Raw genomic sequence first — 20255 nt, forward strand, 5'->3', positions numbered from 1 at the left:
CCTGATGGAGTTCAAAGTGGAACTTTTGGAGGACATCAAGGATTTATTGGAAAACCAAAACAAGCAAACGAACAAAAAATGGCTCAAATCCAATGAGGTCCGAGAACTACTGGGTATTTCTCCTGGTACATTACAAAACCTTCGTATCAACGGTACCTTGCCCTTTTCAAAAATAGGCGGGGTGTTGTACTATGATTACCAAGAGATCATTGAGGTTTTGGAAAAGCATAAGATCCATAACCGTATCTAGTTTTGGGAGAGATCAACTACATCAAACATTTGAACGGGGTCTTTGGACAATTCTCCAAAGACAGCCGGCTGAATCCCACCCATATTAGTCTTTATATAGCCTTGTTCCAATTCTGGAACACCAACTACTTTAAATCGGAATTCTTTATCAACCGGGATGAAGTCATGCAGTGTGCCAAGATCGGTTCCAAATCCACCTATCATCGATGCATCAAGGAACTTGACCATTGGAGCTATATCGTCTATACCCCGTCCCACAATCCTTTTAAGGGGAGTAGAATCAAGATGTTCGATTTTGGAACAAGTGCTGGACAAGCAGTGGACCCAAGCCGTACCAATATCGGGACAAGCAGTGGACAAGCAGTGGTACCTATAAACAAACACATACAAACCTTGAAAAACCAAAAAAACAATAACAAACCACGAAATTTCAAAAAATTGGATTTTGATGGTTTGGAAAACAGAAACAAACAGAAGACCACTGTCCCATATCAGGACAACCTAAAAACCAAGAAACAAAAAAATTACAACGAACCCCTGTGAGATACCATGCTCCACATATCATAACTGAAGGAGCCATCCAATATCCGTTGGGCGTCCTTAATGGCAGGGAAATCCAATACGATTTTGAAAAAATTCTCATCTATCTCAATGCCAAAGGAAAACTCTTGTTCGGGAAAAAGTTCAAGATCTATCGGGCGGATCGGGAAATCCTTTACAAGCTCTGCCTTTATTTTATCCAAGACAAGGCCCGTTGTACCCAAATGGGGATTGACATCAATAAAGGACTCTTACTCTCGGGACCGGTAGGTTGTGGCAAGACCAGTCTCATGAAATTATTAAAACACCTAGTCCCCCATCAACGACCCTATGAGGTCGTACCCTGCCGGAACATCGTTTTTGGGTTTAACCATATCGGCTATAAAACCATTGAGGATTTTGGCAATTCCCAGTTCTTCTGTTTTGATGACCTAGGAGTAGAGCCTATTGGGCGATACTTTGGGAAGGACTGCAATGTAATTGGTGAAATTATGCTATCCCGACACGAGCTTTTCATCAATCATAAGCGAAAGACCCATGCTACCACCAACCTCAATGCAGCGGAGTTGGAAGAACGGTATGGTAACCGGGTTCGTTCTCGAATGCGGGAGTTGTTTAATTTGGTAGCCTTTGACAAAGGGAGCAAGGATAAACGAATGTGATATGAAATACGCGGTTTTAGACCTTCCTTTGACAAAATACTTGAGCTTAATCGATGCACAGCAGGGATTTGTTCTTTAACTAAATATTTTTTCAATCACGATAACGGTTTGTTAACGCGTGATCGATAAAACTACATTCAGAATTCTATTTTTGAAGCAAGTTGTGGTGTTAGGCATTCGTCGCCTCTCTACGAGCTGTAGTAATTCATCAATCAAGGCTAGCCTTATAATCAAAAAACAACATGATATGAAAGAACTGGATGAACATGCCCATCGGGACAAGGTAGGAAAAACAAAGACATTAATTGTTTTTATAGTAACCATTGTTTTGGGGTATCTGCTTTTTATAATTCCCGATGTATTTTTTGGGGTTACCAAAATGAATGGGGGTAAAATCGGTATAAACTTGCTTTTTATGGGCCTTTTCCAATTGATATCCATTATGGTCCTGCTCTATGCTTCCCTCAAAATCCTTAAGAAGAAGTTTAGTGCTATTGGTCTTAGGTTCGAAAATTTCGGAAAGGACATGATATTGGGCCTTCTGTTTGGCGGCTTATGGACCTTTCTTCAATTTGTTTTTATCATTCCCAATACGGGGGGTATCAACAGGATGGACATTAAAGGAATGTTGGAAATGTATGACGGCAGTTTAGTTGGAACCTTATCTTTTGTTGCGCTGGGGGTTATCGGCGGCGGTATTACCGAAGAGCTTTTTAACAGGGGTTATTTTATCAATGTGTTAAAGGAAACTTTCAAGAATCCAAAAACGGGGCTCTGGTTTTCGGCAGTTTTGTCCATCTTGATATTTGCCTTGGGCCATATGCCGGGTACTGCCTTGGATTGGTTTGATATTTTGGTGCCCACCATTCTTTATACGGTATTGTTCATTTGGACCAAACGCCTTACGGCTTCCATGGTGGCGCATGGGGTGTACAATATGTCGGCCATTATTTTAACGTATTACATGTATTTTCTTTAGGAATCAATGTCAACCCAATGGTGGGTAACGTGACCGTCACCAGGTTGTGGGTTTTATGGCGTCCCTTACCGACCTAGTTTATATTCCAGAATGCCCCTACTAAAAAGATGAGTATCGCTCGGCTTTATCGCGGGATATACACAAGAAGATCGGATGAAATGGATAAAACAGAAACCCGAGTTTTCTGAGATACGGGAGGTTTATCAACAAAGAATTGAAAATTGAAGCCTATTGGATTGCAGGTGTGATTTTTATCAAAAACTACATCCAACCATCAAATATTCATTATGATCAAAAAATGTTATATCACACCATTACTGGCCGTACTGTTCTCCTTTTGTTCCCCAAAAAAGGCACAATTTGAAACTAATGAACTCATCGGGGTATGGTCTGGAATATTGTTTCAAACTGAATCAACATACGATTCCTTAATCCTGTTACCTGCAAATGCTCCAGTTGAGGCCCGTTTATATTCAAAGGGCAAGGAAACCGTTCACCATATCAATAGGAAAGGAACAAACCTTAGCTTCAAAGGTCCTTCTGGTCTTCGGTTTGATGCTTTGCTATCCAATGATAGCAAGGCCTTGCATGGCGTGCTTACCCATGACCTATGGGCGCAAAGTCTTGATTTTGAAAATACCGATGACCACTGGGTCGCCAAAATCCATAAACCGGAAATAATTGACACTGATTACCTTGTTTATTTGGAGTTTTATAAAGATTCTGCAGGCACGGTACAGGCCAATATTCAGAGTAACAAGGAAAATAGGGAGCTGCATTTTACCATCGATGAGGTTTTGATCGAGGGCAACCATATCGATTTCAAGATTACAAACGACCGTTTCGGGATTTCGGCTGAGTACAATACAGAGAAAAGAAATATATCCCTTACGTATGGCAATGCCGGGGGGAAAAGGGAAATACAGTTGAAAAAACTCAACGATAATCAACTGGAAGGCTATTTGCCAAGGTCACCAAACGAAAACTACCTGTACAACATTCCAGAAGCCCCCGACTCCACCATGCAAACGGCTTCACTGGAAGATGTAGGTATCGATAGGTCGCTTTTGGGCCTCATGGATCCCAAGAACAACAAGACCTTGGAGCACATCCATAGTATTCTGATCACCAAGGACGGAAAACTTGTATTTGAGGAATACTTTCACGGATATGACCGGGAGTATCTTCATGATGTACGGTCCGCTTTCAAATCAATCGCATCCTTGGCCGTGGGCAAGGCCATGATGAAAAACGATGGGTTGCACGTTGAAAATGCCATTTTGGACTACTATCCTGAATACGACATCCATGATGTTCGGAAGAAAAACATCACCGTGCACCATTCCTTAACCATGAGTACGGGCATACAGTTGGAGGATGAAGATAAAATGCAATGGGAACATGAAGATTGGGTGGGGCACAAACTCGACCTTCCCATGGCACATGAACCCGGACAAGTGTACGAATACTCCTCTGGGGGCAGCAACCTGTTGACTGGGGTCATTCAGAAATCGGTGGGTACCTATCTTCCCCTTTTCTTTTATGAGGAACTATTGTTGCCCATGGAGATCCATGACTTTCAAATGCTTACATCACCACATGGGAGAGGGTATTTGGCAGGGTCATTTTATATGCGGCCCATCGATTTTACCAAGTTTGGATTATTGGTGCTTAACAAAGGAACTTGGAACGGAGAACAATTGATTGGGGAATCCTGGATCGAAAAATCCACGACACCCCACATCAAAGGAAGTTGGCCCAAAAATTCAGATTATGGGTATCTGTGGAGATTATTGGAACGTGAAGTGGGCGGAAAACAGATGAAGACCGTTGAGGCTTGGGGCAATGGAGGCCAGTTTCTTATCATCATTCCGGAAATTGAAATGACCATTACCATGACGGGGGGCAATTACAATTTATTCCCGGACATGGAGGACCGTCCTTTTTCAATTTTAAACGAATACATATTGCCCGCTGTTCAAATGAAATAAGTGCTTACAACATCAAATCAAAAAACGAGTTTAAATGAAATCTAAGAAAATACTTAAAAAGATACTGTTGTCCCTATTGTTTTTGATTGCGGCCTTTGTGACCTACAGTCTTATACCAAGGGTTGGACATTCACAAAATTCGTATGCCGAGCCACTTATGAAAGCCAATCCACTGTCAATATCGTTTCAAGAAGAGTTGAGGAAATTTGCACAGGACACGGCCACAAAAACAGAAGTTGTCATTGCGCTAATGAACAACGAAATAATTTTTGAAAAAGGAAACACAAAAAAGCTGATCAACCTCCATTCTGCAAGAAAAAGCATTATGAGATATCCTTGTGGCTTTAAAAACCAAAGGTATTTACGGAAGAAGAACCGATAAAGAGACGTATGAACGCTTTTTAACCAAACTGTTTGAGGCAAAAAAATAAATTAAGACTCACGGCGAACACTCATCTAATATGTCCAATTTAAAAATTAATAATTAATGACTAAATCCATCAAAAATAAATATGGTTCGATTGTAATTGTCGGCTTACTATTAGTATTCCAAGGTTGTATAAGCCATAAGAGGTTTTCAAATACAATACTTATTGAAACAACCGATTTGAAACATCAAAAATATACGGGTCAATGTTGGAGTTTTGCCTCAACCTCTTTCTTGGAAGCTGAAGCGATAAGATTAGAATATAACATACCCGAGTTATCTTCTTTTTTCTTTGTGTATCATAATTATTTAGAAAAGGCAAAAGATTATATAACAAATAAAGGTAATTCATATATAAACAGTGGCGATTTAACCTTTTCAGTTCTTGAAATTTTTGAAAATTATGGGGCGGTTCCCGAGTCAGTTTATGATGGGAAATTGGGTAGTGTTACCACTAAAAAACAAATGAATAGTAGATGGGCTGAAGAAGATGAAATGAATGCCTTAATCAAGTATAAATTAGACTCACTTATCAAGATTAATGCGAGTGTTGACCAATCATTAGAAATAGTTGAAAATATACTGAACAAATATATTGATGATATTCCTGAGACTTTTATTTATCAAGGAAAAACCGAAACGCCAAAGACATTTGCTAAAAAATTTCTGCCACTAAATTCTGAAGACTACGTTGAATTGACGTCCTACAGTCACCATCCATTCAATGAAAGGGTTATACTTGAAATACCCGCAAATTGGAGATTTAAAAAATACCTAAATCTGCCAATTGAAGATTTTATGAACACGATAGATAATGCTATAAAGAGTGGGTTTACTTTAGCGTGGGATGGAGATATAGGTTCTTCTGGAGGATTTGCTGACAATGGTTACACTAAAGTTAAAGGTGAGTATGAAGAAGAAAAAACTATAAGTCAAAAACAAAGGCAGAGTGCTTACGAGCGTAAAACAACAACAGATGACCACAATATGCATTTGGTTGGTATTACATATGACAGAGATGGGCAAAAGTTTTATATGCTAAAAAACACTTGGGGTAAAAACGAAGGGATGGATGGAATTTGGTATTTATCAGAAAATTATTTTCGTTTACGCACTATCTCAGTAACCGTGCATAAAGAAGCTTTAAGTCTACCAAAAACATAAAACAATGGTGAAATTTAGACAGCTATTCATTACGATATCAGTACTTGCACAACTCTGTTATAGTTGCAATAATACTACCGAAGAGTTAACGCAAGAAAATACGATAAATAAGCTCGCAGATGCTTACCTCAAAAGGCTATTTAAAACTTTCCCTGGCAGAAACTATCGTTACGAAGATTTAGAAACCCAGGGATTAAATTTTTACAATAATTCCATAGAACAACTAAAGGTCTGGCATCAGTTTGAAGACAGTCTATATGTAGTCCTAAAAAAAATTGATATAGAAGAAGAAATGGCAAGAAGTGCTCGAATAACCTACTGGATTCTTAGGGAAGAATTGGAAAGCAGTATTCAGTTAAGGGTTTGTAAAGAAGAATTATGGAATGTCAATCATATAACAGGGATACATACTTACCTGATTAATTTAATTGATTCACAGCCTGTAAAAACATTAGAACAACAAGAGTTTGCACTGAAACGATGGGCTAAGGTTCCAGAAATAATAGAAATAGAGTTGTTCAATTTAAAAAGAGGATTGGCAGAAGGTTATTCCATGCCAAAGGAAATTGTTCAATTAGTGATCGATGATTTGGAGCAAACGCTCTCTGCTAATGAACAAGAGTCAGTATTCATGTCTCCCTTCAGACGGAGCGATAACGAAAATTTCAAAAACGAATGGAAACACCTTGCAACCCACTCAATCATTCCTGCAATAGATAAATACAACTTGTTTTTAAAGGAAGAGTACTATCCAACTACACGAGAATCTGTTTCAATTTTAGATAATGAAGGGGGTGAGAATTGCTATCAAGCTTACCTGAGAAAGCAAACCTCCGCCAAAATTAAAGCACTTCAAGTATTTGAAACCGGAAAAAGAAATGTCGAGACCAACATGGATGACATTACAAAAATAGGTAAAGATATTTATAACTCGGATAAGATTCATGTTATAATAGATTCTATAAAATCAGATTCGAGTATTAGATTCAATGATAAACAAGAAGTTCTGGAGCACATCCAAAAGCTAATAGTGAAAGCTGAGAAGCAAAGCAAAAATTGGTTCAAAAACTTACCTGCTCGTAACTTAGAAATAAAGCCATATCCTATTGGTAGTAGATCCTATGGTAGCTATGAGTTTGCACCAGAAGATTCTACATCATATTTCCGTGTAAATCTCGATCAGCCTACAAAAATATCTAAGGCCAGTTTGGAAAAACTGGTTTTTCATGAAGCGATTCCTGGTCATCATTTTCAAATTGCCCTAGAAAATGCAATTAAAGGACGTCATAAAATCAGTGAAAACGTTGGTTACAATGGTTACATTGAAGGCTGGGCAAGATATGCAGAAGCGCTGGCTGAGGAAATGAACCTATATACTACTGAGGCCTCACTAATCCTACGGCGCACTTGGAATTACAGAGGTATGGTTGTTGACCCGGGACTTCATTTATATAGATGGAATAAGGAAAAGGTGATTGAATATATGATGGAATCTGGGGGTAGTTATAATTCCGCTCTATCCTTATACTATAGGATAATTGCTACTCCAGGTCAATTAACAGCATATGACGTGGGAGGAAGTGAAATATTTAGATTTAGAGAGTTAGCTAAATCTCAGTTGGGGGCTTCTTTCGATTTAAAGGAATTTCATGAACTAATTCTAAAAAATGGTTCTATACCCCTCACAGCTCTTGAAAAGGAATTTGAACTATGGTTAAGAGACCAAAAGTGATTTCTGCAAATACCATGAGTACGGGCATACAGTTGGAGGATGAGGATAAAATGCAATGGGAACATGAAGATTGGGTGGGGCACAAACTCGACCTTCCCATGCCATATGAGCCGGGAGCCGTTTACGAATACTCCTCTGGGGGCAGCAACCTGTTGACCGGGGTCATCCAAAAATCAGTTGGCACTTATCTTCCCCTTTTCTTTTATGAGGAACTATTGTTGCCCATGGAGATCCATGACTTTCAAATGCTGACATCGCCACAGGGGAGAGGATATTTGGCTGGCTCATTTTATATGCGGCCCATCGATTTTACCAAGTTTGGATTATTGGTGCTGAACAAGGGAACTTGGAACGGAGAACAAATGATTGGGGAATCCTGGATCGAAAAATCCACGACACCCCGCATAAAAGGAAGTTGGCCCAAAAATTCAGATTATGGGTATCTGTGGAGAGTATTGGAACGTGAAGTTGGCGGAAAACAGATGATGACCGTTGAGGCTTGGGGCAATGGAGGCCAGTTTCTCATCATCATTACGGAAATTGAAATGACCATTACCATGACAGGGGGCAACTATAATCTATTTCCGGACATGGAGGACCGTCCTTTTTCAATTTTAAACGAATACATATTGCCCGCTGTTCAATTAAAATAAGTACTTACATCATCAAATCAAAAAACTAGTTTAAATGAAGCCTAAGAAAATACTTAAAAGAATCCTATTGGCCCTATTGTTTTTGATCGCGGCCTTTGTGACCTACAGTCTACCACCAAGGGTTGGACATTCACAAAATTCGTATGCCAAGCCACTTAAGAAATCCAATCTACTGTCAATATCGTTTCAAGAAGAGTTGAGGAAGTTTGCACAGGACACGGCCACAAAATCAGAAGTTGTCATTGCGCTAAAGAACAACGAAATAATTTTTGAAAAAGGGGACACAAAAAAGCTGATCAACCTCCATTCTGCAAGAAAAAGCATTATGAGTCTCTTGATCGGTATTGCAAAAGAAAAAGGGATGTTGCAATTAGATGAAAGTTTGGGGAGTTTAGGTATTGATGAGAGCAAAACACCTTTGACAGAACAGGAAAAAACAGCGACAATCAAAGATTTACTCATGGCACGTTCCGGAGTGTATCTTCAGGCAGAGGCAGAAGTGGACTATGCCAGGGACAATCGCCCAAAACGGGAGCAATACAGACCAGGAGAGTTTTTCTTTTACAATAATTTCGATTTCAATGTTTTGGGAGCCATCCTTGAACAAAAAACAGGGAAATCAATCGGTGAATTTATGGAAGAACATTTAACCAAACCTATGGGAATGCAAGATTTTTCTGCTTCAAATGTGGTTTATGACAGTCCCTGGCCCATACCCAACAAATCCTTATCCGATTATCCTGTCTATTGGATATATATGAGTGCAAGGGATTTGGCTAAAATAGGCACTCTGGTTGCCCAAAACGGAAATTATGAAAACAAGCAAATTATATCTGCCGAATGGATGGATGAAAGCTTGAAGCCATATACAAAATTAGCTGACTTTAATTTGGACAAGGCTCCATTGGACGCTTACGGATATTTGTGGTGGCTTGATACGGATGAAAACCTGATTTGGGCAGATGGCTATGGTGGGCAATATCTTTTGATAGACCCTGCAACCAAGCTCGTATTTGTGCAACGGAATTTTACGGGAAATTCATTGATGTCCTCTGGACTTTTTTTATTGGACAAGCACCGGGATGCTTCGCACAAAAATGATTTGAAACATTTGTACGAGATAACAAAAAAGTATTTGGAAAAATGAAAAAACAGCTTCCAATAATCAACTTTGCTTTTCTGATTGTTTTGACCTGCTTTTACTTTTATGACAGACAGGTCAAGAATGTGGAAACATTCAAAGAAATTCAGGCAGAAAGGTTGAGCATCATAGGACCTGATAAGAATTTATATATCTCGATTAGCAATCCTGAAAGACAAGCCTTGGCCACTACCCATGGTATTCCACATAACCCAGGCTCAAAAAGGGATTTGCCGGGAATCATATTTTTTAATCGTGTTGGGGATGAAGTAGGAGGTATCTATTATGATGGAACTGATGAAGAGAATTTTGCAGGTATCACCTTTGATCAACAAAAGAATGACCAAATAATGGCCATTATGAAAGGTGAGTACCTGGAAGGGGGCGAGTGGAAAAGGTGGTATGGAATGTTCTTTAGGGAACGGTCTGACTCCATACGGGTTGAAAAATTATATGATCAGTTTCTTGAGAGGACGAAATCAATGACAAAAAAGGAAAAAGACACTGAATATTTGAAATTCAAAAAACACCTGGACTCCGAAATTAATGTGTACAGAATGTTTCTGGGTCGTGAAGAAAACAAGCATACCGGCTTGTTTATTTATGATTCAAAAGGAAATGAACGGATAAAGATCTACGTGGATGAATTGGACCAATCGCATTTTGAAATTATCGATGAGAACGGTTTTAAACAACCCCTTAAATAGTAACGCATGAAAAAAATAGTTTTATTCCTTCTGGTCATCCTTTCAGCATGTAAGGATAGAAAGAATGCAGAAACAATAGCCATAGGAGGGCATGGCGATTCTGTAGCACCAATTGAACATATAGAGAAAAACTTGGTCCCTGTTCATTACCTGACCGGGAGTACATATAAAAAATCTATCCAACAAATCATGAAAGCAGATCGTATTGCAGGAGTTAGTATAGCCTTCGTTGATAATGGAAAGATTGCCTGGCAAGGGACCTATGGATATTCCCAACTTGAAGATTCCACAGCGGTTACACCACATACGGTGTTTAATGGCGCTTCGTTAAGCAAGCCTGTGACCGCTATGGCGGCCTTGCGCTTGGTCGAGTTGGGTACCCTGAACTTGAACGAAAATGTCAATAATTACCTCGAGGGTTGGAAGGTACCCGAGAATGAATTTACCGCGCAGGAGAAAGTGACCCTTAAGCGACTCATGGGGCATACCGCCGGTTTTGACCGATATGTCCAATCGTCCTTCTATCCCGATGAAGCCCTTCCCACCATTACGCAAATGTTGACGGGAGCGTACCCCTCTGTGGATCCAGCTGTTTCCTTGATATACGTTCCTGGAGAAAAACAACTGTATTCAAATCCTGGGTATTCCGTTATGGAAAAATTAATTGAGGATGTCACCGACAAGCAATTCAATACGGTACTCACCGAATTGATATTTGAACCATGTGGCATGACCGAAAGTTCTTTTGAACAGCCAGTCCCCGATAGGTTGACCCAACAAATGGCCACAGGTTACTCCAATGATTTACAGCCCTATCCCTATAAGTTATTTCCGTATAAGGCAGCAGGAGGGATTTGGACCACCCCTACCGATTTGGCAAAGTTTTTAGCGACCGTATTGAAGGACCATCAATTGGGTTCGAACACCATTCTTTCACAGCAAATGACAGATAGCATATTTGCCAAGTCCCCAACACGATTGGGGTTTGCCAAGATCTACCATGATGAAAGTCAAGATGTTCTCATTGAACATTGGGGAAGTAATTCTGGATTTACCTGTTATATGGTCGCTTCCCCGAAGCATAATCAGGCTCTGGTCATTATGACCAACAGTGATAACGGGATGTCACTGATGAGTTATATCACCCGTGCCATGGCCGTGGAATATGACTGGGATTTTTTTCAACCTGTGGCATATGACCCCATAACATTGGATGCCTCTAGCTTGACGCGTTTTACGGGAACGTTTACAGGTGGGAATGAAGTTTTGGAATTTAGGGTGACCGCAGGAGAACTTCATTTGATTGCACCAATGGGCACTTCGCTAAAACTGGTTCCTGTGGCGGAAAACAGCTTCATTGATGCCAATGATCAAATACGTTATGACTTCTTGGACAATACGGATGGAGAGGTAGGTTTTGTGCGCATGACAAAAGCAGATGGCTACAATAATGATTATATCAAACAATGAGCAGATTGCAAAAGAAGTTCTTGATTTTTGTACTGGTGTTGGGTGTTTCCTTTGTTTATGGGCAAGTGAATCGGAATGAAATACCAACCATCAAAGGCAATCGGATATTGCGATCGGATGTCGACGAATTTATACGGCATCAAATGGACTCACTACAGGTGGCGGGCCTTTCCATAGCAATCGTCCGTAACAATACCATTGTTTATGAAAGAGCGTTTGGTTTTAAAAACATTGTCACCCAAGACGAGTGTACACCCAATACACTCTTTGAGGCATGCTCACTTTCGAAACCAGTATTTGCCTACTTTGTGATGTTGCAGGTCAAGAAAGGGTTGCTGGATCTGGATAGACCGCTCTACCACTATTTGCCAAACGAGGATTTGGCAGATGATGTCCGTTATAAACGGATAACGGCCCGAATGGTTTTGTGCCATACTTCCGGTTTGCCCAATTGGAGGGAAAATACCGGTGGGAAATTGAAACTTTTGTTTGATCCAGGATCCAAGTTCGGATACTCCGGGGAAGCTTACCAGTACTTGAAGGATGTACTCAAAAGAGTGTTGAATGTGGATGAGGTTGGCCTGGATGACCTGTTCCAGGAAGCGGTTGTTCAACCATTGGAACTGGAAATGATGCGTTTTACATGGCAAGATGTATTTGCGTCAAAAAAAGCCTATGGACATCGGGATGGGATTCCGACACAGAATGGCCCCAAAGCATTACGGAAGGGGGAAAATACCTTTGGCGCAGCCTACAGCTTGCATACCACAGCTACCGATTATGCCAAATTTTTGATTCATTTGATGGATAGGGACAAGTATAATGATGAATTTGTACAACAGTGGTTGTCCCTGCAAATGGATATGCCGAATGAAGAAGGCGAGATGCATCGAAGCTTGATTTTTCCAGTGAAACAGGTGGGGGAGACCATACGTTATTATCACTCTGGAAACAATGGTGATTTTAGGGCGTATTGTCATTTTTATAGGAGCAAGGGATACGGTCTGGTCATGTTCAGTAACAGTGATGTATTTTTTTCCTCTGGATGTGCCCAACGCATCATCGAGTTTTTGAACGATAAATGGTTTTATATGTGATGGACGGGTGATTTGAAGCCGCCGTATCCTTGCCCCCTTGTCCAAAATGTTTGTCATCTTAATCGCGTGTTTTAGGGGGCAAAATATCGTTTATGGTTTGAAGTATCTCCATATCATCCCCCCCTTTTTGTAATGCCATTAAAGGATCAAACATAGGAGGGAGAAGGATTGCTCCAAAATATCCTCTTTTTTTAAGGGATTTGTAACCATTTCAAAAGTCGTCTTGTCCTATGGATGTGAATTCACCAAAAAAGACGAATTATCAATTTAAAATCACATAGAAATGATTACTGTTACATTAAAACGATTTTACCTTTTCCTATTTACACTGACCTCTTTTTCAGGTGTAAACGGATATGCCCAACAGAAAACCATCCATACCATGTATGGAAAAAGTGTTGCGCCCGCTGAACTTACCGAGGGCATCAAAAAGATTATGGAACAACATGATGTCCCTGGTCTATCCATTGCCGTGATCAATGACAATGCATTGGTCTATCACAATGCCTTGGGGGTCTCCAATATCGAGACCAAAGAGCCTGTGGACGGCCAAAGTATCTTTGAGGGTGCTTCCCTGTCCAAACCCATATTTGCCTATTTTGCCTTGAAAATGGTGGAGGAAGGAAAATTGGACCTCGACCGTCCACTTTACGAGTATTTACCACATCCTGGTTTTGCAGATGAATCCCAAGAGGATGCCAAGTTGATTACGGCACGGATGGTGTTGGCCCATCAAACGGGGATGCCCAATCATGCCCATGGTAAAAAGATAACGTTGGCCTTTAAGCCAGGGACTGGATTTGAGTATTCCGGGGAGGCTTATCAGTATTTGGCCGCAGTACTTGGTATGCAAAATAAAGTGGGCTGGAAGGAAGGTCTGAACGATTTGTTTCAAAAAAAGGTAACTAAGCCTTTGGGTATGTCCCATTCAACCTTTGTTTGGGATGAATATATAGCTGAGCATAAGGTATATGGACATGATGAAGAGGATGGAACGCCCAAACATAGGGTGCCGTCAGAAGGTTATTGGGAAGATGGTGTGTTTAGTGCCTATTCCAGTCTGCACAGTGAGGCCAAGGAGTATGCCCGGTTTGTCATCGCCATGTTGAAAGAAGAGGGCCTCAAAAAGGGGACATTTAAAGAGATGCTTAAAGAGCATGCCCATTTTGATGAAGATAACCCCTTGCGCAAGGAGGTCGGTCAGACCGGATGGGGTCTTGGATTTGCCCAAAAGCGTACCTCGGACATGACCATGCACCTGCACACGGGGAACAACCATGATTTTCAGGCCTATGTCATGTTCGTTCCGGAAAAGAAATATGGATTGGTGGTGTTTACCAACAGTGCCAAGATGATTGAAGTGGTGAAAGGTCTATCACAAATTTTGGGCCCACAATTCTAAAAAGGATACCTTGAATGGAAATTAAGTGTCTTTTGGGAGCTGAATAAAAACTAATTGATAAAATTAAATAGTATGGAAAATTTTCAAGATGCCATAGGGGCGGTAGTCCTGATGTCGGGATTGGTAGTGGTTACTTATATCATTGCACGATATACCTATCTGGTCAAAAAGGCCATGATCGAAAACGGGCTTGCTTCGCCCGAGAAATCGAAGCGAATCATGTTCATTGATTTTGGATGCATATTGGGGGGCATTGGCCTTGGCCTGATGGTTTCCTCCGTTTTTAGTGCCATGGAAATGGATGAGAATACCACCGACCTTTTGGTGTGGGGAACCATTTTGATATTCGGTGCCGTAGGCATGGTCCTGGCCCATTTTTTAAGGAACAAATTTGGAGGTCAGGGATAACGATATCGATGCTAAATTGATCGATAGGGTCAAAGAAGGCGATGATGGGGCTTTTGTCCAGCTAGTAGACAAATACAAAGACCTTTCCCTTTCTTTGGCCCATTCCATCGTGAAGGACCGGGACAAGGCAGAGGATGTACTGCAGGATGCCTTTATCAAGGTATATAAAAAGGCAGGCAGTTTTAAGCAGCAATCCGCTTTTTCCAGTTGGTTGTACCGCATCGTTGTCAATACGGCCTATAATCCCTTTAAAAGGAAAAGAAATATCTGGAATTGGATGATTCCACCATCGTGTTGAACCGCATAGAGGAAAATGCCGATCCGGGCATGATTCAAGAGGGAGATCAGAAAAAATATATTATGATGGCCCTGGAACGGTTACGACCGGACGAGGCTTTGATGCTCAGGCTCCATTACCTTTGTGGATATACGGTATCAGAGATTCAAGAAATTACCGGGTTTGGCAACTCCAAGATCAAGGTGGACCTGTATAGGGGCAGAGGCCATATGAAAGAGGCCCTTATGGATTTATTGGGGGATCGAGTAAGCGATCTTTTGTAATGGATAATAAAAACAAATACAATGGAAGACAAAGCGTTCAAAAAAATAATGGTACAGAGCAAAATGGAAACCTCTGAGGGGTTCACGGATGACCTGATGAAAAAGCTGGCATCAAGAAAAGCGGAACGTCCCGCATTGATACAAATAGCGCTTCGACCAGCGATTTGGGGTTTGGTGGTTATTGGCTTGGCCGTGTTGGCCATTCTTTTTCTAGTGCCCACGAACTCTTTTGCCATTCTCAATACGGTCCATATAGGGAAGATGCCCCTCGTGGTTGGACTGATATTCTTGTTTCTGGCCGGTATCAACCATATACTTCGTCTTACATATAATGTGGAATCCTACAATCAATTCGCCAAATAATAATATATGGATTATCAGCGTATCTTGCCCTGTAGGGAGTTAAAGGATTATATCAGTTATTTCTGGGTGGGGACTTGGGATGTAAACCTACCGGCAAACGAAATGTACTATGTGGTTGCCAACAGTCTTGTCGAAATTTCATTTGCCTTTGAAGGAAATCAACGGGAGGACGACCTTTTGTTCACGGTCGTGCAGGGTCAGACCCATCGGCCACAACAGTTCAAAGTGGATGGTTTTTACCATGTGATAGGCGTCTGCTTGCATTCCTTTGCCATCCCCAGGCTTTTTAATATTTCGGCTACGGAATTGTATCTGGGGTTTCTGACCTTGGAAACCTTCTTGGGACAGGCAGGTAGGGAGCTTACAGAGAAGATGGCTTTGGCCGCTACTACCGCGAAGCGTATTGCCATTTTGACCGATTTTTTCAAGTCATTGGTAAGGAAACGACAGAGGGAGGATCAATTGATTACCCAAGCCGTACGGGTTATTAAAGATGAGGGAGGATCTACACGGATCAATGAATTGGCTCAAGAGTTCTGTCTGTCGGAAAAACAATTTAAAAGACGATTTAAGGCCAGTACGGGCTTCAATCCCAAACTGTTTAACCGGGTCGTTCGTTTTGAGTCCGTGATCAAGACCAATCCAGACTGGAACAATCTCACCGAAGCGGCTCACAACAATGGGTATTTTGATCAATCACATTTGAACCATGACTTCAAAACATTTACAGGGTTTAGCCCAACGGATTTTTATAAGCTGAGTACATAATTTGGTCAATTTTTTGGAGAGCCCGTGGCGTTTGAAAATTTACTTAAAAAAGTCTTTTGTTCATTGCTAACGGTATGTTAACGATTCTATCAGTATGTTATTTTCTATATTTCTTGATCAAGGTATTTTTGGTTTTAACCATTGGAAGCGATACAAAAGGGTTATAGGGGTTGGTGTTGCTTGTTTTGTTGAATTCCTATGAAGAGATGGGGAATGAAACAAAGATGATCTTAAAATGTCCCTTTTTTACAAGCCTGGTATATACTACCCTCTATAGTTTTGTTACCGGTTTTGATACTGCATTTGTCGTTGTTTACGGCGGTGCCGGGTGCATTGCATCAACATTAACTATGAACAGAACGATTGCTCCCACATCGACTATGAACAGGATATCTTCCTTGGATTTTCTGTGGGGGATCGCCATTTTGGACATTCTGCTCATCAATATCGAATCTTTTGCTTATCCCAATCCATTGGAGAAGTTATGGAGAACGTTGACCTATAAAGCAAATAAGGAATAATGAACAAAAAAATGTTATTGGTAGGGATTGCCCTTGTATTGGTTATCATACCCCTTTTGGGATATGATTTTGATTCGGACACTGGAGTGGAACGATATCAGAATGGACAATTGGAATCCACTCGGGACGTATATGTCGATAGTATCGTGAACTATATCAAGCACAATTACTCGATTTTAGCACTTCGCAATTCCACGATTATTGATGGTACCGGAGCCCCTCCCAAGGAAGAGCAAACGATTATTGTCAGATCGGGAAAATTTCACCTGATCGGAAATGATGATGAGGTGACCATCCCTAGAAATGCAATCGTGATGAACATGCGGGGGAAAACGATCATTCCAGGCCTGGTCGGTATGCACAACCATCTTCATATTCCAGGTTTTCCCGACGTTGGTGAAGTTGCGTCCAAACTGTATTTGGCCGCTGGGGTGACGACCATACAGACCTGTGGGGCCACCGATGCGGGGAAAGAGCTTTTGCTGTCCGATGAAATTGAGCGAGGGAAAAGAGTAGGGCCCAATATTGTTCCGAGCGCCCCTTTTGTAAATGGTCCCGGGGGAAATCCGAACATGATCATACCAAAGAATTGGGGGCATTTGAAGGATACCATTGGCTATTGGTTGAACAGGGGTGTTAAATGGATCAAGGTCTATAGAAATGTTGACCCGGATGATCTTGAGGTAATCATTGATATGGCGCACAGTAACGGGGCAAAGGTCCGTGGGCATTTGTGCTCCGTTACCTTCGAAGAGGCCACCAATTTTGGAATCGATGGCATCGAACATGGATTGAACAGCGCAAGCGATTTTCGTACCGATAAGGCTTACGGTCTTTGCGGGGGAGGTAGGGAATATATGGATCAATTGGACATGAATGACCCGAAAGTCACAAGCTTGCAACAACAAATGATCGATATGGGGGTGTTTTTGACATCCACATTATCGATATATGAGGCCAGTGTACCCGGTAGGATTTATTTGGACGATCGGGCCAAATCGGTCATGTCCCCCTATTTGATAGGTCGATATGAGGAGCGGTTGAAAGAGGCTCAACGGCATAGGGATGATATGACCAGGGAGTTGCGTTTGAAACGTATCATGGCCTTTGAGCGACAATACTTCAAAATGGGCGGTCTTTTGTGCAGTGGAGTGGATGCCGGTAGACATATTGTTCCCGGTTTTGGGGATCAACGAAATTTTGAGTTGCTGCGCGAAGCTGGTTTTAAAACAGAGGAAGCAATCCAGGTCATGACCGGAAATGGGGCCAAGGTACTTGAAAGAAATGATATTGGTTCGATAGCGGTTGGGAAAAAGGCGGACTTTGTCATTTTGGACGGGTCCTTGGTCAACGATACCTCGGTAATCCATAAGGTCAATACGGTATTCAAGAATGGCTTGGGCTATGATCCCGGTAAACTGATTGGGGATGCCCAAGGTAAATTTGGTCTCGAATGAAACGGGAGCGTTTGATGCTGGTCATATTGGTGGTGGTCGTTCCCTTGATGTTTGCTGCCTCACTGTCCTATTTTGGACCACCTGCCTTGGCGTATCTCGGTCAAGATAGCCCAACAATGACCCCAAAAATATTCGCCCCTGGGGTTATTTCCCAAAAAGATGTCTCCGAGTTTGGATCTGTTTTCAATCAGGAGGGAACGGAGTTGTTTTATGGGGTCGACCTCCAAGGTAGATCTGAAATTCGTTACACTTATCTTAAAAATGGTGAATGGACAAAACCTGTGGCCCTTTTGTCGGATAGCCTTGTGAGTTACAATGATCCATTTCTTTCTCCCGACGAAGATCGACTTTATTTTATTTCCAATTATTCGGGTGAAGACCAACCGCCCAAAAGTGATTATGATATGTTGTATATCAAAAGGGGGGGGAAGCACTGGGAAACAAAGGTTTATAATGTGGGACCCAACATCAATACGGATAGGGATGAATACTATATGTCCTTTGATGAAAGGGGTACCGTTTATTTCTCTTCCAATTTTAATGCGTCCGTGCATCGGGAACATGATTTTGATATTTATGCCTCCAGCGTTGTTGATGGCGACTTCCAACCCTCCATTCTTTTGGATGAGGCCATCAACACCAATGCCTATGAGGCCGATGTCTTTGTGGCTCCGGACGCTTCTTATATACTATTCTGTGGGATAAGGGACAATGGCTATGGGCAAGGCGATCTGTACATCAGCTTTAAAGATGAACATGACAACTGGACCAAAGCGGTAAACATGGGAGATGATATCAATACCGGGTTTCATGAACTGTGTCCTTTTGTGACCAAGGATGGTCAGTATTTGTTTTTTACCAGAAACCAGGACATTTACTGGGTAGATGCTGACATTATTGAAAAGATTAGAGCGCCTTTGGGAAGAAGTTTAATAATTCAAAATAAAAGCTGATGTATCATCCAAGACTTTATGGGAGGTATTATGATATGGGTTTCAAGTATGGGAAACTGTTATACGAAAAGGTAAATTTTGGTGTACCCATTATAAGTAATGAAAAGATGGATTTTGGATTGAAATCCTATCAGATGCTAAGGGAATACTACCCCGAGGTCATTGAAGAAATTGAGGGGTTTGCATGTGGGATACAAGATCGACCCGAAGTTTTGGGTGCCTTTTTACTCAGTCTTGGGGTTTTTGATACCACGGGACAGTGCAGTGTTTTTGCCTGTAGGAACAAAGAGGATGTTATTATTGGACGCAACTATGATATGCGTTATGACTTTAAAAAGTTCACCGAAAGTTCATTGATTGCCCCAATGGACAGGTATGCCTATATCGGGCAATCCGATGTATTTATAGGCCGATCGGACGGGATCAATGAAAAAGGACTGTTCATTGCGATGTCCTTTGTCAATGGAACGAAGGTCCAGCCGGGAATTGGATTCCATTTTATTATCAGAAAGGTGTTGGAGAACTGTAGCGTTACCCAGCAGGCCATTGAAGTTGTTCAGCAGGCCAATATCTCTACGGCCTGTAATTTTCTCATTGCGGATCGTATGGGTGAGCTGGCCGTTGTGGAATCATGTCCCCAAGGAAGTTTTGTGAGAAGGCCCGGAGCAGGAGAACAGCATCTATTTATCACCAATCAGTTCCAAAGTGCGGAGATGAAAGCGTTCGAGGCAGAAGGAGTAGCCTGGAGCAAAAGCGCCGAACGCTATCAAGGAATGGAAACATTGCTTGGTGGCATGGATGGTATGGACCTACAGAAGGCCAAAGCAATCTTATCCGATGGTTGTGTCTGCCTGGATTTAAAAAAAGAGCGCTTTGGGACCATATGGTCCGTTGTATCCAATTTGAACAAGGGCATCATTGAAAGGGCAGAGACGAAACCGAGGATGAATAATTACAAACAGGATACCCGACTGGCGTGGTGGCTACAAAAAAGAAGTCGGTCCTAATGG

23 protein-coding genes are annotated in these 20255 nt (G+C 41.5%); all 23 read left to right on the forward strand.

Annotated features, from left to right (window positions below):
• The first annotated feature begins 1 nt into the window (after nucleotide 1).
• The 23 genes from K1F36_RS15230 to K1F36_RS15335 all read left to right on the forward strand — a co-directional run bounded on the left by K1F36_RS15230 (nucleotide 2) and on the right by K1F36_RS15335 (nucleotide 20252).
• On the forward strand, nucleotides 2-250 hold the full coding sequence (locus K1F36_RS15230; RefSeq protein ID WP_258539103.1) for a helix-turn-helix domain-containing protein: 249 nt from the start codon (nucleotides 2-4) through the stop codon (nucleotides 248-250).
• A gap of 2 nt (nucleotides 251-252) precedes the next feature.
• Nucleotides 253-792 (forward strand): hypothetical protein, encoded by a 540-nt coding sequence (locus K1F36_RS15235; RefSeq protein WP_220114619.1) that lies wholly within the window; start codon nucleotides 253-255, stop codon nucleotides 790-792.
• Entirely contained in the window at nucleotides 789-1451 is a 663-nt protein-coding gene (locus tag K1F36_RS15240) for a P-loop NTPase family protein (RefSeq protein ID WP_220114620.1), read from the forward strand. Before K1F36_RS15235 ends, K1F36_RS15240 begins: the two co-directional genes overlap by 4 nt.
• A 247-nt stretch (nucleotides 1452-1698) precedes the next feature.
• Nucleotides 1699-2430, forward strand: coding sequence for a CPBP family intramembrane glutamic endopeptidase (locus tag K1F36_RS15245; RefSeq protein ID WP_220114621.1), 732 nt, complete (start codon nucleotides 1699-1701; stop codon nucleotides 2428-2430).
• Nucleotides 2431-2717: 287 nt separating this feature from the next.
• On the forward strand, nucleotides 2718-4421 hold the full coding sequence (locus K1F36_RS15250; protein WP_220114622.1) for a serine hydrolase domain-containing protein: 1704 nt from the start codon (nucleotides 2718-2720) through the stop codon (nucleotides 4419-4421).
• A gap of 34 nt (nucleotides 4422-4455) precedes the next feature.
• Nucleotides 4456-4803, forward strand: coding sequence for a hypothetical protein (locus K1F36_RS15255; protein WP_220114623.1), 348 nt, complete (start codon nucleotides 4456-4458; stop codon nucleotides 4801-4803).
• A 105-nt stretch (nucleotides 4804-4908) separates the two neighbouring features.
• Entirely contained in the window at nucleotides 4909-6012 is a 1104-nt protein-coding gene (locus tag K1F36_RS15260) for a C1 family peptidase (protein ID WP_220114624.1), read from the forward strand.
• Nucleotides 6013-6016: 4 nt separating this feature from the next.
• Nucleotides 6017-7744 (forward strand): DUF885 domain-containing protein, encoded by a 1728-nt coding sequence (locus tag K1F36_RS15265; RefSeq protein ID WP_220114625.1) that lies wholly within the window; start codon nucleotides 6017-6019, stop codon nucleotides 7742-7744.
• Nucleotides 7723-8397, forward strand: a complete 675-nt coding sequence (locus K1F36_RS15270) for a serine hydrolase domain-containing protein (protein WP_258539104.1) — start codon at nucleotides 7723-7725, stop codon at nucleotides 8395-8397. Before K1F36_RS15265 ends, K1F36_RS15270 begins: the two co-directional genes overlap by 22 nt.
• Before the next feature lie 34 nt (nucleotides 8398-8431).
• Entirely contained in the window at nucleotides 8432-9544 is a 1113-nt protein-coding gene (locus K1F36_RS15275; protein WP_220114626.1) for a serine hydrolase domain-containing protein, read from the forward strand.
• Nucleotides 9541-10245, forward strand: a complete 705-nt coding sequence (locus tag K1F36_RS15280) for a hypothetical protein (protein ID WP_220114627.1) — start codon at nucleotides 9541-9543, stop codon at nucleotides 10243-10245. Before K1F36_RS15275 ends, K1F36_RS15280 begins: the two co-directional genes overlap by 4 nt.
• 6 nt (nucleotides 10246-10251) lie before the next feature.
• Nucleotides 10252-11715, forward strand: coding sequence for a serine hydrolase domain-containing protein (locus K1F36_RS15285; protein WP_220114628.1), 1464 nt, complete (start codon nucleotides 10252-10254; stop codon nucleotides 11713-11715).
• Entirely contained in the window at nucleotides 11712-12812 is a 1101-nt protein-coding gene (locus K1F36_RS15290; protein ID WP_220114629.1) for a serine hydrolase domain-containing protein, read from the forward strand. The genes K1F36_RS15285 and K1F36_RS15290 overlap by 4 nt, the downstream gene beginning before the upstream one ends.
• Before the next feature lie 283 nt (nucleotides 12813-13095).
• Complete coding sequence (locus tag K1F36_RS15295; protein ID WP_220114630.1) at nucleotides 13096-14214, forward strand: serine hydrolase domain-containing protein; 1119 nt, start codon at nucleotides 13096-13098, stop codon at nucleotides 14212-14214.
• A gap of 72 nt (nucleotides 14215-14286) precedes the next feature.
• Nucleotides 14287-14622, forward strand: coding sequence for a hypothetical protein (locus K1F36_RS15300; RefSeq protein WP_220114631.1), 336 nt, complete (start codon nucleotides 14287-14289; stop codon nucleotides 14620-14622).
• Nucleotides 14606-14920 (forward strand): RNA polymerase sigma factor, encoded by a 315-nt coding sequence (locus K1F36_RS20205; protein WP_258539105.1) that lies wholly within the window; start codon nucleotides 14606-14608, stop codon nucleotides 14918-14920. The genes K1F36_RS15300 and K1F36_RS20205 overlap by 17 nt, the downstream gene beginning before the upstream one ends.
• Nucleotides 14896-15183: an RNA polymerase sigma factor gene (locus tag K1F36_RS20210; protein WP_258539106.1), complete on the forward strand. Its 288-nt coding sequence runs from the start codon at nucleotides 14896-14898 to the stop codon at nucleotides 15181-15183. The genes K1F36_RS20205 and K1F36_RS20210 overlap by 25 nt, the downstream gene beginning before the upstream one ends.
• A 21-nt stretch (nucleotides 15184-15204) precedes the next feature.
• Nucleotides 15205-15546: a hypothetical protein gene (locus K1F36_RS15310; RefSeq protein ID WP_220114632.1), complete on the forward strand. Its 342-nt coding sequence runs from the start codon at nucleotides 15205-15207 to the stop codon at nucleotides 15544-15546.
• Between the two features lie 6 nt (nucleotides 15547-15552).
• The gene (locus K1F36_RS15315; protein ID WP_220114633.1) at nucleotides 15553-16314 is read left to right on the forward strand and encodes a helix-turn-helix domain-containing protein; all 762 of its coding nucleotides are present in this window, start codon (nucleotides 15553-15555) and stop codon (nucleotides 16312-16314) included.
• A gap of 350 nt (nucleotides 16315-16664) precedes the next feature.
• A complete protein-coding gene (locus tag K1F36_RS15320) occupies nucleotides 16665-16835 on the forward strand; it encodes a hypothetical protein (RefSeq protein ID WP_220114634.1) in 171 nt (56 codons plus the stop codon).
• Nucleotides 16835-18292 (forward strand): amidohydrolase family protein, encoded by a 1458-nt coding sequence (locus K1F36_RS15325; protein ID WP_220114635.1) that lies wholly within the window; start codon nucleotides 16835-16837, stop codon nucleotides 18290-18292. Before K1F36_RS15320 ends, K1F36_RS15325 begins: the two co-directional genes overlap by 1 nt.
• Nucleotides 18289-19245, forward strand: a complete 957-nt coding sequence (locus tag K1F36_RS15330) for a hypothetical protein (protein WP_220114636.1) — start codon at nucleotides 18289-18291, stop codon at nucleotides 19243-19245. The genes K1F36_RS15325 and K1F36_RS15330 overlap by 4 nt, the downstream gene beginning before the upstream one ends.
• Nucleotides 19245-20252 (forward strand): C45 family autoproteolytic acyltransferase/hydolase, encoded by a 1008-nt coding sequence (locus K1F36_RS15335; protein ID WP_014033828.1) that lies wholly within the window; start codon nucleotides 19245-19247, stop codon nucleotides 20250-20252. The genes K1F36_RS15330 and K1F36_RS15335 overlap by 1 nt, the downstream gene beginning before the upstream one ends.
• The last annotated feature ends 3 nt before the right edge of the window (nucleotides 20253-20255 follow it).

Source organism: Flagellimonas abyssi (assembly GCF_019457905.1).
GTDB classification, from domain to species: Bacteria; Bacteroidota; Bacteroidia; order Flavobacteriales; family Flavobacteriaceae; genus Flagellimonas; species Flagellimonas abyssi.